Below are 14,175 nucleotides of genomic sequence, written 5' to 3'. Positions count from 1 at the left end.
CTTCGAACAATGCGGTAACTGTTGTAACAAGCGGTCCTTCCGCTGCGAGTTCACTCGCATGGCCGGGACCAAGATCCAAGCAGCGGAGCACACCGTCGGCGAAATCTTCACCGACGACTACCACTTCACCATTCCCCGTTACCAGCGCCCGTACGCCTGGACGACGGAGCAGGCCGGGGAGATGTTCGACGACCTCCTCGCCGCCTCCCGTGCGAAGGATTCGCTCACCGAAGCCGATCCGTACTTCCTCGGCAGTATCGTGCTGGTCAAGGAGGAAAAGCAGGCGCTGGCGGAGGTGGTCGACGGTCAGCAGCGCCTCACCACCTTGACCGTATTGCTCAGCGTACTGCGCGACTACGTCTCAGAGCCCTTCGCCGACTCTCTCGAGAAGCGGATCTTTCAGAAGGGCGACCCCATCAAGCAGACCGCCGACCAGCCGCGCCTTCGGTTGCGTGACCAGGACCAGGGCTTCTTCGAGAAGTACGTCCAAGAGCGTTCGGGCAACGGGGCGTTGTCGTCCCTCGCGAACGTCAGCCCCGACAGCCGGCTGAGGCTGGTCGAGAATGCACTTCTGCTCAAGGCGCGGATAGCTGAGCTGGAGATGGCGCAGCGCGAACGCCTGGTCTCGTTCATCGACCAGCACACCTACCTCGTTGTCGTGTCGACTGCCGACTTCGAGTCCGCGTACCGGATCTTCACGGTCCTCAACGAACGCGGCTTGGACCTCACCCACACCGACATCCTGAAGTCGGAGATCATCGGCTCGATCCCGGACATCGACCAGGACGCCTACACGAACAAGTGGGTGCAGGAGGAGGACGACCTGGGACGTAACGACTTCGGCGACCTCTTCTCCCACATCCGGATGGTCTACGCGAAGACCAAAGCGCGGGAATCGATCCTCAAGGAATTCCGGGCGTCTGTGCTGCAGAAGGTGCCGGACGGCAAGAAGTTCATCGACGACGTGCTGGTCCCCTTCTCCGACGCCTTCGAGGTGGTCACGCGGTCGGGCTACGCCGGAGGACCGGACGCCGAAGCGATCAACCGGCTGCTGGGCTGGCTGAACCAGCTGGGCAACACCGACTGGATCCCGCCGGCGATCGGCTGCTTCAGCCGTCCGACGGCCGATTCGGCATCGCTTCTTCGTTTCCTGACCGACCTCGAACGGCTCGCCGGCAGCATGCTCGTCCGCCGTGTGGACATCACCCGCCGGGTCGAGCGCTACGGGCGGGTTCTCGACTGGATGGAGAACGATCGCGATCTGTACTCGAACGAGTCGCCGCTTCAACTGTCCGCGGTCGAGCAGGCCGAGACTCTCGGCAAGCTGGACGCCGAGATCTACACCGTCCTGAGGGTTCGCCTGTACGTGTTGCAGCGCTTGGACTCGGCGTTGTCGGATGGCGGGGCGAGCTACGACCACTACCCGTCGATCAGCGTGGAGCACGTTCTGCCGCAGAACCCCGCGGCGGACAGCGGGTGGACCACGGCGTTCACCGCGCAGGAGCGGGCCTACTGGGTGCATCGCCTCGCGAACCTGGTGCTGCTCTCGAAGAGGAAGAACTCCCAGGCGGGCAACCTCGAGTTCGAGGCGAAGAAGACCAAGTACTTCGAAAAGACGAGCTGGGCGCCGTTCGTGCTGACTTCCCAGGTGGCCGCGAGTGACGTCTGGACCCCCGCCATCCTCGAAGAGCGTCAGGAGACCCTGTTGAAGGTGTTCGGGGACCTCTGGCGGCTGGAGGCGGCGGCTGCCTAGGCGGTCGCCGTGCCGTCGACCACCTGGTTGCGGCCCGCGTCCTTGGCTCGGTAGAGGGCCTTGTCCGCGGCCTGCAGCAGGCGGTCGACGGCCGTTCCGCCGTCCGGGTACGTGGCCACGCCGATGGAGGCCGACAGGTCCGCGATCACGCGGGACGCGGCGCCGTCGAAGTACTCGACCTTCAGCGCCTCGATCGCCGAGCGGATGCGCTCGGCCACCGCCAGGACCGCCGCCGGGCCGATGTCCGGGAGCAGGACCACGAACTCCTCGCCGCCGAAACGGCCGACCGAGTCGTAGTCGCGGACCGCGCTCTTGATCGTCGCCGCCACCTCGCGCAGGACCGTGTCGCCCGCCAGGTGACCGTGGCGGTCGTTGATCAGCTTGAAGTGGTCCAGGTCGATCATCAGCACGCCGAACGTGCTCCGCGTGTGGCGCTGCGCCCTGGCCAGTTCGCGCGAAGCGAGCAGGTGCCACCCGGTCGTGTTGAACAGGCCGGTCTTCTCGTCGGTCGTCGCGGCGATCTCCAGCTGCTTGATCAGCACCGCCCGGTGCAGCACCAGCAGCGGCGGCACGATCGCGAGGGTGAGCGCGGGCAGCGTCGCCAGCGTCAACGCCGTGAGCATGCCCAGGCACAGCGTCGCGACTTCGAGGAGGTTGTCGCCGAGGCCACCGAAGAACGCCTTCACCGAGCGGGTCGTGATCGTCAGGGCCGGGACGATGGTGATGGCCGCGACCAGGAAGTACGTCACCGCCGCGAGGGCGATCGCGATGACGCCGCGCCAGCCCGCCGTCAGCGCGGCGGACATGTCGCCGACCCCGAGCCACGCGAGCACGAAGTCGGCCGAGTAGCAGGTGACGACGACCAGCGTCGCGTTCAGCGTCATCCGGAACGGCGGGACGCGCTTCATCCGCGCCAGGCTGCGCGTCGCGAGGTGCACGTACAGGACGGCGACCAGGGCCGTGCCCAGCGCCGGCGGCAGGAGCAGCACCCCGGCGAACGTCCACACCGACGTCAGGTTGATGTGCGGGGTGTCCGAGACGAGCCGCCGGACGCGCTCGATCTGCCGGCCCAGCTCCGCCTGCAGCACGCCGAGCCCGGCGAGGACCCCGAAGACGGCCAGGTCCCACCCCCGCACGGGCACCGCCAGCGCGGTCCACACGGTGGCGGCGAGCGCGACCGATTCGACGAGGAAGCAGTAGAAGATCAGCGACCCGCGCTGCCGCCAGAGGGTCCAGTGAGCAGGATTCAGCGCCCCACGGATCCGTCCCGCGCGGGGTTGGGCCGGACGGGCGCCGTCCATACTCAAGGCGGTGCAACTCCCCTGGGTGATCCGACGATCCGCATCCACCCCACCACACCGGGCGGCCGCGATCGATGATTGCCACACGTTCGGAGCAGTGAAGGGAGGTCGCCGCCATGCGCAACCGCGAGTCCTGAGGCCCCCGAGTCCCGAAGTCCGCGCGAACCGCCGGAGGGAGGCCGTCATGCGCAACCGCGAGTCCTGAGCCCGCTGTGACCTCCGTCAGCACGCCTGGAAAGGAGAGCTGTCGTGCGCAATCGCGAGTCCTGAACCGCCGTCCGACCTCGTCCGCTGCGCCTGAGAGGAGAGCTGCTGTGCGTAATCGCGAGTCCTGACCGATGCCCGCCAACCGCGCCGTGCACCCAGTCCATCCCAGCAGGAGAGGGGAACGTCACCATGCGTAACCGTGAGTCGTGAAACAGTCCCGGGCCCGGGTGGGGCCGCTCAGGCGGTCGCGCCGCCGTCGACCACCAGGTCGTGCCCCACGGTGAACGCGGCTTCGTCCGAAGCCAGCCACAGCACCGCGGCGGCCACTTCGGCGGTGGCGCCCACCCGGCCCAGCGGGATCGCGTCCTTGAGCCGCGCGGCGCGGCCGGCGTCGGTCTCGCCGGGGCGCCGGGACATGTCCGTGTCGGTCGCACCGGGGCTGATCGCGTTGATGCGGACGCCGTCGGCGATGTGGTCGCGCGCCGCCGTCCTGGTCAGCGCGCTCACCGCGGCCTTCGACGCCGCGTAGGCCGCCATGTTCGGCAGCCGGCCGTGCGCGCCGATGTTCGACGCCATGTTGACGATCGCGCCGCCGCCGTGCGCCCGCATGTGCGCGACCTCGTGCTTGAGGCACAGCCACGTCCCGGTGACGTTCGTGCCCATCACCGCGCCGAAGTCGTCCTCGCCGAGGTCCGCGACCGGGGCCGGCGACCCGAGGATGCCCGCGTTGTTGAACGCGACGTCCAGCCCGCCGTGCCGCGCGACGACCGTCTCGACCATCCGCGCCACGTCCGCGGAGTCGGTCACGTCGACGGTCACCGCGCTCGCGTCGCCGCCGATTTCCGCCACCGCGGACGCCAGCCGCTGCCCGTCGCGCCCGGCGACGACCACCGTCGCGCCTTCGCCCGCGAACGCCCGCGCCGTCGCCCGCCCGATGCCCGAGCCGCCGCCCGTCACCAGGACGACCTTGCCCGCAAAACGTGCCCCCATCGTGTACCTTCTTTCTGGTCCGATCATTCTTGTATAAGCAGGCGCATGGCCTGGGAGACGGCCGCGTTCACGCGGTTCGCCGCGTCGGTGCCCTTGCCGAGGACGCGCAGGCCCTGCAGCACGGTGAGCAGGAACCGCGCCAGCGTCGCCGGGTCGCTCCCGCCGGGGAGATCGCCCTGGGCCTTCGCGCGTTCCAGTGCCATGGTGAGCGCGACCTCGAGGGTGTCCCAGCTGCGCTCCACCAGCCGGGCGACCTCGGGGTCGCGGGGGAGCAGCTCGATCGCCGCGTTGACGACGAAGCAGCCCATTTTTGTGTCGTCGCCGAGGATTTCCGCCGTGTAGCCGTCGAAGAGCCGGCGCACCGCGGCCACGCCGGAGCCCGGCTCGGACAGCTGGGCCATCACGCGGGCGTCGGTGCGTTCCGCGTAGCGCTTCAACGCCGTCACGTAGAGGTCGTGCTTCGTGCCGAAGGTGGCGTACAGGCTGGCCTTGGCGACGCCGAGGTGGGCGACGAGGTCGCTGACCGACGTCGCCTCGTACCCCTGACGGCGGAAGAGCGTGAGCGCGCCGTCGCAGGCCTCGCCGACGTCGAACTCCTTGACCCGGGACATGATCAAAACCCTAGTCGCATTGAGAACGATCGGTCAAATATGCGGGCGGCGGTGTGTCGTGTCCGGTGACGGCGCGTGCGGTGGCACTATGGCTCCTCTGACCGGCCTGAGGGGTGAGGGATGCAAGATCGGCTGACGTTGCCGCCGACCGTCGTCGCCACCCACCTGCGTTCCTGCGCCGAAGAACTCGCTGCCGGCCTGCGCTGCGGCGGGCCGGGCGCCACGACGGCCGAGCTCACCGACGTCGTCGCCCAGCTCGTCGCCGGTCAAGAAGCCATTTCCCACGCGCTCGCCGGTCTCGCGGCCCGCGTCGAAGGCGGTTCCGACGCGCTCGCCGCGGCCCCGCCGCTGGACGTCGAGGTGGTCACCGAGGTGCTCCGCGCGGCCGCCATCGCCTCCCGGTGTTCGGCGGAGGCACTCGACGAGGTGACGCCGTCGTTCGAATGTGTGAGCGAATCCGTCGCGCCTGACACCCGTTTGTAGCTGTCGATCCGCCGCGGCCGCTGTCTAGCCTGGGAGCTGCGGAGGTGGCACGGATGCGCGCAGTGTGGACAGGCACGATCGGGTTCGGGAGTTACGCCGTTCCGGTGAAGGCGTACAGCGCCACCGAAGAGCGGGAAATCCCCCTGCACCAGGTGCACGAGAGCGACGGCGGCCGCGTCCGGGTCAAGCGCGTGTGCGAGATCGACGGCGCCGAAGTGCCGCCGGAGGAGATGGTCCGCGGCTACCCCGTCCCGGGCGGTGACGTCGTCCTGCTGTCCGACCACGAACTGGCGTCGCTGCCGATGCCGGGCCGCACGATCGCGATCCGCGGGTTCGCGCCGCTGGCCGACGTCGATCCCCTGTGGTTCGCGAAGAGCTACTACCTCGAACCCGAACCCGAGGGGACGAAGCCGTACGTGCTGTTCAGCGAGGCGCTCCAGCAGTCGGGCCGGCTCGCGCTGGTCACGGTCGCGCTGCGCCGCCGCGAGACGCTCGGCGCGCTGCGCGTGCGCGACCAGGTGATCGTGCTCGAGACGATGCGGTGGCCGGACGAGGTCCGCACCCCCGACTTCCCGTTCCAGCACGCCGACGTCGACATCCGGCCGGGCGAGCTGCGGCGGGCGGTGAACCTGGTCGAAGAGCTGACCGGCGAGTTCGACCCCGCCCGGTACCCCGACCGTTACCGCGAAGCCTTCCACGCGTTGGTCCAGGCGAAGATCGACGGCGCCGAGGTCGTCCAGCCGACGGCGGCCGAACAGGCCGAAGGCGTCACCCGGCTGCTGGCGGCACTGCAGGAGAGCGCCGCCGACGCGGAGGACGAGCGCAACGCGGCCGTCACGAAGGCCAAGGCGGCCGCGTCGAGGGCGGCGAAGGCGCGTACGACGGCGAAGCGGGCCGCGACGCGCAGCCGTGGACGCACGAAGACGTCCGGCTGAGTATTACTACCCACGGGTAATTGAGGGTTCTCACACTCAACCGGCCACCTGCGGCGCGGCAGACTTCCTTCTGTCAGCGAGTACCGGATCGCTGGCGAGGGGGGAAGTCCGGACGGCCCCTGGGGAGGTGAGCCGTCCAGGCGCCAGGGTTCCGGGGCGGGCCGGAGGAGGAGCGGCCCGTTTCCGGAGCCCGTCCCTCACCGCGGGGAGGCGGCGCGGGGAAAGGGGTGTCCGAAGGCTGCCGTGGAGGGATCGAGGGGTCTCCACGGCAGCTTTCAGGCGTCCGCGACCCGGATCAGCAGGTCGGCGGCCAGCCGGAGCAGCTGACGCTCGGTCGGCGACAACGTCGATTCGAGCGCGCCGGCCAGCCAGTGTTCGCGGTGGCTGCTGTACTCGCGCAGCACCGCCAGGCCGTCCGCGTTGATGCTGATCCGCGAGCGACGCCCGTCGTCGGGATCCGGCTCCCGCTCGATCAGCCCACGGATGGTGAGCGCCGCGAGGATCCGGGTGAGCGACTGCGGCTGCAGCCGTTCCGCCTCGGCCAGCTCGGTCGGCGTCTGCGTGCCCGCCCGGTAGAGCCTGCTCAGCACCGCGAGCAGCGCCGGCCCCGGGCTGACCTGGCCCGCCTCGGCGCGCATCCGCCAGTTCAGCCGCCCGACGCCTTCGCGCACCCGCCGGGCCAGGTCGGCGAGTTCGGCGTCCGTGGTCGTCCGCGAGGCGGTCTCGTCGAGGAGCCAGGACGAATCGGAATGCATACCTCCCAGATTAGGCCGTTCCGCGGACCAGCCGGGCATAACGCCCGTCGCGCGCCAGCAATTCGCCGTGCGTCCCGCGTTCGGCGATCCGGCCTTCGTGCAGCACCACGATCTGGTCGGCGTGCTCCACAGTGGACAACCGGTGCGCGATCGTCAGCGTCGTGCGGCCCGCGGCGAGCCGGTCGAGCTCGGCCTGCACCGAGCGTTCCGTGCGGGTGTCGAGCGCGCTGGTCGCCTCGTCGAGGATGAGCACCGGCGGGTTGCGCAGCAGGATCCGGGCGATGGCCATCCGCTGCTTCTCGCCCCCGGAGAACCGGTAGCCGCGCTGGCCGACGACCGTGTCGTACCCCTCGGGCAGGCCGGCGAGGGTGTCGTGGATGTGCGCGGCCTTCGCCGCCTGCTCGATCTCCTCGTCGGTCGCGTCCGGCTTGGCGAAGCGCAGGTTCTCCCGCACGGTGTCGTGGAAGAGGTAGGTCTCCTGCGACACGAGCCCCACGCCCGCCGCGAGCGAAGCCAGCGTGACGTCCCGGACGTCGACGCCGTCGATCGTCACCGCACCACTGCTCACCTCGTACAGCCGGGCCACGAGATAAGCGAGCGTCGTCTTGCCCGAGCCCGTCGCGCCGACGAGGGCCGTCGTGGTCCCGGCCGGCACGTCGAGGTCGATCCCGTCCAGCGTCGGCGGGCCGTCGCGGCCGTAGCAGAACGAGACGCCGCGCATCGAGACGTCGCCGCGGCGCACTTCCAGTACCTGCGCACCCGGTTTGTCCGCGATCTCCGCCGGCAGGTCCAGTACCTCGAAGATGCGGCCGAACAGCGCCTTCGACGTCGCCACGTTCTGCCCGATCGCCTGCATCGCGCTCGCCGGCGCGACCAGCCGGTTGAGCATGCTCGTGAACGCCACGACGGTGCCGAGCGAGATCGGGGACGCGCCGCCCGCCAGCGCCAGCCCGGCGATCCAGTAGACCAGCGCCGGGATCACGGTCAGGCTCATCGCCCGCGACGCCGTCTGCCAGCGGCCGGCCAGCGCGGCCGCCCGTTCCAGCGCCGCGATCTCCCGCGATTCCGCCCCGAAGCGCTCACGCATCGCCCGTTCGTTGCCCATCGTCTTGGCGAGCAGGACGCCGGTGACCGACAGGGACTCCTCGACCATCGTCGTCAGCCGGGCCATCCGCCGGGTGCGGCCGCGGGCCAGGTTCCGCCGCTTCGCGCCCAGCCGCAGCGTGAACAGCAGGAACAACGGCACGGCGACGAGGGAGAGCGCCGCGAGCTGCCAGTCGAGCGCGATCAGGGCCACCGTGATGGCGATCGTCGTGGTCGCGTTCTGCACCATCGACCCGGCGGTCGTGGTGATCACGTTGTCGACGCCGCCGATGTCGTTAAACACCCGCGAAAGCACTTCGCCGCTCTTCGTCCGCGTGAAGAAGCCGAGCGACATCCGCTGCAGGTGGCCGTAGACCGAGACGCGCAGCTCGTTCATGACGCGCTGCCCGATGGTGTTGGACAGCCCGGTGGTGGCGACGCCGAGGGAGCCGCTGCCGGCCGAGCAGACGATCATCCCCGCCGCCAGCAGGCTGATCAGGAGCGTGTCCCGGTGCGGCAGGGCGTCGTCGAGGATCTCGCGCAGGAGGAACGGCGAGACGACGCCGAGGCCGGCCTGCGCGACGATCAGCGCGAACAGCGCGCCGAGCGGCCCGCGGTGCGGGCGGAACAACCCGGCGATCCGCCGCAGCGGGACGGGTTCGTCGGCGTCGGTGGCCGGTTCGGCCAGGACGGGTGCAGCGGTCATGCACCTATGTGTACCAAAATCCGGCGTGGTCGCCACCGATTTCCGCGATGTCACACGAAAGTGGACGCTGCAGGTCATCAACTCATGATTACCATTGCCTGCATGCCCGCGAAGGGAAGGAGCCGGAGCGACTACCCTCGACAGAGCCGGCCTCGTCCGGCGCGCCACCATCGACCCAGCTGGAGCGTGCACACCCGTGTTCGACACCCTCTCCGATCGGCTCACCGCCGCCCTCCAGACGCTCACGCGCAAGGGCAGGCTGTCCGACGCCGACATCGACGCCACCGCGCGCGAGATCCGCATCGCGCTGCTGGAGGCGGACGTCGCCCTCGGCGTGGTCAAGACCTTCATCGCGAGGATCAAGGAGCGGGCGAAGGGCGCCGAGGTCTCCCAGGCGCTCAACCCCGCGCAGCAGGTCGTCAAGATCGTCAACGAGGAGCTCGTCGGGATCCTCGGCGGCGAGACGCGCCGGCTGAACCTGGCCAAGACCCCGCCGACCGTCATCATGCTGGCGGGTCTGCAGGGTGCCGGTAAGACGACGCTCGCCGGCAAGCTCGCGATGTGGCTGAAGAAGCAGGGCCACGCCCCGATGCTGGTCGCCTGTGACCTCCAGCGCCCGAACGCCGTCACGCAGCTGCAGGTCGTCGGCGAGCGCGCCGGCGTCGTCACCTTCGCGCCCGAGCCCGGCAACGGCGTCGGCGACCCGGTCGACGTCGCCCGCCGCGCCATCGCCGAGGCCAAGCACGCGCAGCACGACGTCGTCGTGGTCGACACCGCGGGCCGCTTGGGTGTCGACGAAGAGCTGATGAAGCAGGCCGCCGACATCCGCGACGCGGTCGAGCCGGACGAGGTCCTGTTCGTCGTCGACGCCATGATCGGCCAGGACGCCGTGACCACGGCGCAGGCGTTCCAGGACGGCGTCGGCTTCAGCGGCGTCGTGCTCACCAAGCTCGACGGCGACGCCCGCGGTGGTGCCGCGCTGAGCGTCCGCGAGGTCACCGGCCAGCCGATCCTCTTCGCCTCCAACGGCGAAAAGCTCGAGGACTTCGACACCTTCCACCCGGACCGGATGGCGTCGCGGATCCTCGGCATGGGTGACGTGCTCACCCTGATCGAGCAGGCCGAGCAGGCCTTCGACCAGAATCAGGCCGAGAAGGCCGCGGAAAAGCTGTCGAGCGGCCAGCTCACCCTGGAGGACTTCCTCGAGCAGATGCTCGCGGTCCGCAAGATGGGCCCGATCGGCAACCTGCTCGGCATGCTGCCCGGTGCCGGCCAGATGAAGGACCAGCTGGCCCAGGTCGACGACAAGCACCTGGACAAGCTGCAGGCGATCATCCGCGGCATGACCCCGGCCGAGCGCGAAGACCCGAAGATGATCAACGGGTCGCGGCGGCTGCGCATCGCGAACGGCTCCGGCGTCACCGTCCGCGAGGTCAACGACCTGGTCAACCGGTTCTTCGAGGCCCGCAAGATGATGGCCCAGATGGCGGGCCGGTTCGGCTTCGGTGGCGGGGGCGGCGGCTCCAAGTCGCGCAAGGGCAAGAAGGGCAAGAAGGGGCGCGGCCCGACGCAGCCCAAGGTCCGCGGCGGCTTCCCCGGCGGCATGCCGATGCTGCCCCCGGGTGGGCAGATGCCGGCCGGGATGCCCGACCTGTCCCAGCTCGGCGGCATGAACGACGTCCCGGGCTTCGACCCGACGAAGTTCAAGCTGCCGAAGAACCCCAAGGACAATTGAGCCACGCTTTGGAGAAAACACTGCACGCCGCCGGGGTGATCCTGCCAGGCGGCGAGCCGGGGGAGCTGTGGATCACCGGCGGCCGGATCTCGTTCGAGCCGGTGCCCGGCGCCGAGACCCTCGGCCGGGACGTCTTCCTCGTGCCCGGCCTGGTCGACGCGCACTGCCACCCCGGCATCGGCGTCGGCGGCCCCGTGTCGCTCGAAGAGGCAGCCGACCAGGCGATCACCGACCGGAACGCCGGCACGCTGCTCATCCGCGACTGCGGGCTGCCCATCGACGTCCGCCCGCTGCAGCGGCGCGCCGACCTGCCGACGATCATCCGCGCCGGACGGCACCTCGCCCTCACCAAGCGGTACATCCCCGGCCTGGGCATCGAGCTGGACGATCCCGCACAGCTGCCGGAGGCCGTCGCCGAGCAGGCCCGGGACGGCGACGGCTGGGTCAAGCTCGTCGGCGACTGGATCGACCGCGGGGTGGGCGACCTGGCGCCGCTGTGGCCGGACGACGTCCTGGCCGAAGCCGTCAAGGTGGCGCACGACCATGGCGCCCGCGTCACCGCGCACGTGTTCGGCGAAGCGGCGCTGCCCGGGCTGATCGCGTCCGGCATCGACTGCCTGGAGCACGGCACCGGCCTGAGTGCCGATCAGCTGGCCGAGCTGGCCCGCCACGACGTCGCCCTGGTGCCGACGCTGATCAACATCGAGAACTTCCCGGGCATCGCGGACAAGGCGGGCAAGTACCCGGCCTACGCGGCCCACATGCGCGCGCTGCACGCCGGCGTCGGCGAGATGGTCGCTTCGGCCATCGAAGCCGGCGTACACGTCTTCGCGGGCAGCGACGCCGGTGGCATGGTCGAGCACGGCAGGCTCGTCGACGAGATCGAGGCGCTGCACCGTGCGGGCATGACCCGCGAGCAGGCCCTCGCGAGCGGGTCCTGGGCCGCCCGCGACTGGCTCAGTCATCCCGGCATCGACGACGGCGCGCCCGCCGACCTGCTCGTCTACCCGAGCGATCCGCGCGAGGACCTGGGCGTCCTCCGGCACCCTTCGCACATCGTGCTCGGCGGCGTCGTGTACGCGTAGACCCCCGCTGCTTTCCTTGCGGGAGCGGCACTTTAGCGTTGGACCCGTGACGGACGACGACGGCGCACGGCGCGTGCTCGGGGCGCATTGGTGTTTCGTGGCGTTCTTCGCGGGGATCGCCGGCTACTACCTGGCCAACCTGATCATCGCCGCGGCGGTCAACCGCAACGTCGGCGAGTTCGACCCCCTCGAGCTGCACGACATCGGCCCGCTCCTGATCCTGGCGTTCGTGCCCAACCTGCTGCTCGGCCTCGGCCCGGCAGCCGGCTCGTGGCTGTGGGGCCAGGGACTGCGCACCGACTTCGGCCTCAAGCCGACCTGGCGCGACGTGCGGATCGGCCTCGCGTGCGGGGTGCTCGCGCTGGTCGTCGGCTACCTGCTCAACCTGATGCTGATCGCGGTCTACGGCGCCGACGACGTCTCCGACAGCCCGCTGACCGACCTCGCCGACACCTTCGACGGCGACACGGTGTGGCTGGTGCTGGCCGCGGTGATCGTCATCGCCGGCGCGCCGATCACCGAGGAACTGCTGGTCCGCGGCACGCTGTGGAACGCACTGTCGGTCCACCGGGTCCCGCCGTGGGTCGTGCTCGTGCTCACCTCGCTCGTGTTCGCGCAGCTGCACGGCGAGCCGACCCGCACCATCGCCCTGTTCGGCCAGGGCATCGCGCTGGGGCTGGCCCGGTACCTGTCCGGCCGGGTCGCCGCCGGGGTGATCGCGCACGCGGCCAACAACCTGCCGCCCGCGGTGCTGCTGTTCGTCGCGCACTGAACGTTGCGAAGATCGATGGACAGTAGCTGGACGGATACTGTGCGATCACATCCCGGCCGCTAGGCTCGACACCTGGAGCCGAGCGACGCGGAGGGCAAGGCGTGACCACTTCCCAGCCCCGGGACCCGGCTGCCGACGCCACGCCGTTCCCCGAGCCCGAAGAGCCCGCCGCGACCGCCTTCCTGCCGTCCGCACCCCGGCACCGGTGGGGCTTCGGGGCCTTCCTGCTCGTCGAGGCGGTGCTGCTGGCGTCCGCGGCCTTCGTGTCCGTCCTGGTCGGCGACACCGGCCCCGGCCCGCTGCCGATGCGCGTCGTGCTGCTCGGCACCATGCTGCCGACGATGATCGCCGCCGGCGTCGCCGTCCTGATCACCTACGTGCGCGGCAACGGGCCCGTCGCCGACCTGCGGCTCGAATGGCGCTGGGCGGACGTGAAGACGGGGCTCCGGTACGGCTGCGTCGGGCTCGTCTTCACGACCCTCGCCGCCTACCTGTGGACGCAGCTGGTCGGCGACGCCAACGCGACGTCGGCGATCAGCGCGCTGGTCGAGGACCGCCGGATGTCGATCTCGGCGGCGGTGGTGATGTTCGTCTACCTCTGGCTGCTCGGCCCGATCTGCGAGGAGATCATCTACCGCGGCCTGCTCTGGGGTGCCGCCGAACAGCTGCAGTGGCGCAGCGAACGCTGGGGCCGCGTCGCGGCGTTCCTGCTGTCCACGGCGGTGTTCGCGGCCAGCCACCTCGAGCCGCTGCGTACGACGCTGCTGCTGGTCATCGCGGTGCCGATCGGCCTGGTGCGGCTGGTCACCGGCCGCCTGCCGGGCAGCATCGTCGCGCACCAGGTGAACAACTTCCTCCCGGCGCTGACCATCCTGCTCGGAGCGCTCGGGGTGGCCTCTTTCTGAGCCTGTTTCCAGGTCCGCGGGCACCGTCTGGCAGAATGGCGTACTGCCTGCTTCCGCCGGACCCTCTCACCGTGCGAAAGCTCTGACCTCCGGGTGCCCGCGTCCGTGTCCCCACTCGGCCCGCGTGCGCCCAGCCCAGCACCAGAGAGATTCGAGGAGAACCCACACCCGTGGCCGTCAAGATCAAGCTGCAGCGCCTCGGCAAGATCCGTGCGCCGTACTACCGCATCATCGTTGCCGACGCGCGCACCCGCCGGGACGGCAAGGCCATCGAGACGATCGGCAAGTACCACCCGAAGGAAGAGCCGAGCCTCATCGAGGTCGTCTCCGAGCGCGCCCAGTACTGGCTGAACGTCGGCGCGCAGCCGACCGAGCCGGTCCAGCGCCTGCTGGAGATCACCGGTGACTGGCAGAAGTTCAAGGGCCTGCCGGGCACCGAGGGCACCCTGAAGGTCGCCGAGCCGAAGCCGTCCAAGCAGGACCTGTTCAACGCGGCGCTGGCCGCAGCCGGCGAGGAGCCCTCCACCGAGGCCACCACGCCGAAGAAGAAGTCCGCCCCGAAGAAGGCCGAGGCCGAGAAGGCGGAGGCCGCTGAGGGCGAGAAGTCCGAGTGAGTTTCCTCGCGGACTCCCTCGAGCACCTGGTGCGCGGGATCGTCGACAACCCGGACGAGGTCCGGGTCGAGCTGCTGACCACACGCCGTGGCCGCACGCTCGAGGTGCACGTGCACCCCGACGACCTCGGCAAGGTGATCGGCCGGGGTGGTCGCACGGCGACCGCCCTGCGCACCGTCATGGGCGGCATCGGTGGCCGCGGCGTCCGGGTGGACGTCGTCGACACCGACCGCTGACCCC

At 70.2% G+C, this 14,175-nt stretch carries 14 protein-coding genes; 9 read left to right on the top strand and 5 right to left on the bottom strand.

Going from position 1 to position 14,175, the window contains the following annotated elements:
- Positions 1–58 precede the first annotated feature (58 nt).
- Entirely contained in the window at positions 59–1,753 is a 1,695-nt protein-coding gene (locus Q5425_RS11365) for a DUF262 domain-containing HNH endonuclease family protein (RefSeq protein ID WP_308672116.1), read from the top strand.
- Here the strand turns inward: Q5425_RS11365 and Q5425_RS11360 are convergent.
- The 3 genes from Q5425_RS11360 to Q5425_RS11350 form a co-directional block, all read right to left on the bottom strand.
- A complete protein-coding gene (locus tag Q5425_RS11360) occupies positions 1,750–3,054 on the bottom strand; it encodes a GGDEF domain-containing protein (RefSeq protein ID WP_308672216.1) in 1,305 nt (434 codons plus the stop codon). The genes Q5425_RS11365 and Q5425_RS11360 overlap by 4 nt on opposite strands.
- 444 nt (positions 3,055–3,498) lie before the next feature.
- The gene (locus Q5425_RS11355; protein ID WP_308672115.1) at positions 3,499–4,251 is read right to left on the bottom strand and encodes a glucose 1-dehydrogenase; all 753 of its coding nucleotides are present in this window, start codon (positions 4,249–4,251) and stop codon (positions 3,499–3,501) included.
- Between the two features lie 23 nt (positions 4,252–4,274).
- On the bottom strand, positions 4,275–4,862 hold the full coding sequence (locus Q5425_RS11350; RefSeq protein WP_308672114.1) for a TetR/AcrR family transcriptional regulator: 588 nt from the start codon (positions 4,860–4,862) through the stop codon (positions 4,275–4,277).
- Positions 4,863–4,982: 120 nt separating this feature from the next.
- Between Q5425_RS11350 and Q5425_RS11345 the strand changes: the two genes are divergently transcribed.
- Both Q5425_RS11345 and Q5425_RS11340 read left to right on the top strand, forming a co-directional pair.
- On the top strand, positions 4,983–5,345 hold the full coding sequence (locus Q5425_RS11345; protein WP_086838928.1) for a hypothetical protein: 363 nt from the start codon (positions 4,983–4,985) through the stop codon (positions 5,343–5,345).
- Positions 5,346–5,398: 53 nt separating this feature from the next.
- Positions 5,399–6,280, top strand: coding sequence for a Ku protein (locus Q5425_RS11340; RefSeq protein WP_308672113.1), 882 nt, complete (start codon positions 5,399–5,401; stop codon positions 6,278–6,280).
- Positions 6,281–6,555: 275 nt separating this feature from the next.
- Here the strand turns inward: Q5425_RS11340 and Q5425_RS11335 are convergent, their stop codons facing one another.
- Both Q5425_RS11335 and Q5425_RS11330 read right to left on the bottom strand, forming a co-directional pair.
- Positions 6,556–7,035: a MarR family transcriptional regulator gene (locus Q5425_RS11335; RefSeq protein WP_308672112.1), complete on the bottom strand. Its 480-nt coding sequence runs from the start codon at positions 7,033–7,035 to the stop codon at positions 6,556–6,558.
- Positions 7,036–7,045: 10 nt separating this feature from the next.
- Entirely contained in the window at positions 7,046–8,824 is a 1,779-nt protein-coding gene (locus Q5425_RS11330) for an ABC transporter ATP-binding protein (protein WP_308672111.1), read from the bottom strand.
- A gap of 196 nt (positions 8,825–9,020) precedes the next feature.
- On the opposite strand from Q5425_RS11330, the gene ffh reads away from it, so the two are divergent.
- The 6 genes from ffh (at position 9,021) to Q5425_RS11300 (ending at position 14,171) form a co-directional block, all read left to right on the top strand.
- Positions 9,021–10,559 carry a signal recognition particle protein gene (ffh, locus tag Q5425_RS11325; RefSeq protein WP_308672110.1) on the top strand — a complete coding sequence of 513 codons (1,539 nt, stop codon included), beginning with the start codon at positions 9,021–9,023 and terminating at the stop codon, positions 10,557–10,559.
- 8 nt (positions 10,560–10,567) lie between these two features.
- Positions 10,568–11,644 carry an amidohydrolase family protein gene (locus Q5425_RS11320; protein WP_308672109.1) on the top strand — a complete coding sequence of 359 codons (1,077 nt, stop codon included), beginning with the start codon at positions 10,568–10,570 and terminating at the stop codon, positions 11,642–11,644.
- Positions 11,645–11,690: 46 nt separating this feature from the next.
- Positions 11,691–12,416: a type II CAAX endopeptidase family protein gene (locus tag Q5425_RS11315; protein WP_308672108.1), complete on the top strand. Its 726-nt coding sequence runs from the start codon at positions 11,691–11,693 to the stop codon at positions 12,414–12,416.
- A gap of 101 nt (positions 12,417–12,517) precedes the next feature.
- Positions 12,518–13,321 carry a type II CAAX endopeptidase family protein gene (locus Q5425_RS11310; RefSeq protein ID WP_308672107.1) on the top strand — a complete coding sequence of 268 codons (804 nt, stop codon included), beginning with the start codon at positions 12,518–12,520 and terminating at the stop codon, positions 13,319–13,321.
- 170 nt (positions 13,322–13,491) lie between these two features.
- Positions 13,492–13,935: a 30S ribosomal protein S16 gene (rpsP, locus tag Q5425_RS11305; protein WP_308672106.1), complete on the top strand. Its 444-nt coding sequence runs from the start codon at positions 13,492–13,494 to the stop codon at positions 13,933–13,935.
- Positions 13,932–14,171, top strand: a complete 240-nt coding sequence (locus Q5425_RS11300) for an RNA-binding protein (protein WP_003103110.1) — start codon at positions 13,932–13,934, stop codon at positions 14,169–14,171. Before rpsP ends, Q5425_RS11300 begins: the two co-directional genes overlap by 4 nt.
- Positions 14,172–14,175 lie beyond the last annotated feature (4 nt).

It is taken from the genome of Amycolatopsis sp. A133 (assembly GCF_031082405.1).
Classification (GTDB): domain Bacteria; phylum Actinomycetota; class Actinomycetes; order Mycobacteriales; family Pseudonocardiaceae; genus Amycolatopsis.
Note: the sequence above shows the minus strand (reverse complement) of the source record. Positions and strands in the feature narration are given on the sequence as shown.

Bases quoted from the DNA above. Each gene is read 5' to 3' on its own strand.
- Q5425_RS11365 (WP_308672116.1), top strand. From the start codon at position 59: ATGGCCGGGACCAAGATCCAAGCAGCGGAGCACACCGTCGGCGAAATC.
- Q5425_RS11360 (WP_308672216.1), bottom strand. From the start codon at position 3,054: ATGGACGGCGCCCGTCCGGCCCAACCCCGCGCGGGACGGATCCGTGGG.
- Q5425_RS11355 (WP_308672115.1), bottom strand. From the start codon at position 4,251: ATGGGGGCACGTTTTGCGGGCAAGGTCGTCCTGGTGACGGGCGGCGGC.
- Q5425_RS11350 (WP_308672114.1), bottom strand. From the start codon at position 4,862: ATGTCCCGGGTCAAGGAGTTCGACGTCGGCGAGGCCTGCGACGGCGCG.
- Q5425_RS11345 (WP_086838928.1), top strand. From the start codon at position 4,983: ATGCAAGATCGGCTGACGTTGCCGCCGACCGTCGTCGCCACCCACCTG.
- Q5425_RS11340 (WP_308672113.1), top strand. From the start codon at position 5,399: ATGCGCGCAGTGTGGACAGGCACGATCGGGTTCGGGAGTTACGCCGTT.
- Q5425_RS11335 (WP_308672112.1), bottom strand. From the start codon at position 7,035: ATGCATTCCGATTCGTCCTGGCTCCTCGACGAGACCGCCTCGCGGACG.
- Q5425_RS11330 (WP_308672111.1), bottom strand. From the start codon at position 8,824: ATGACCGCTGCACCCGTCCTGGCCGAACCGGCCACCGACGCCGACGAA.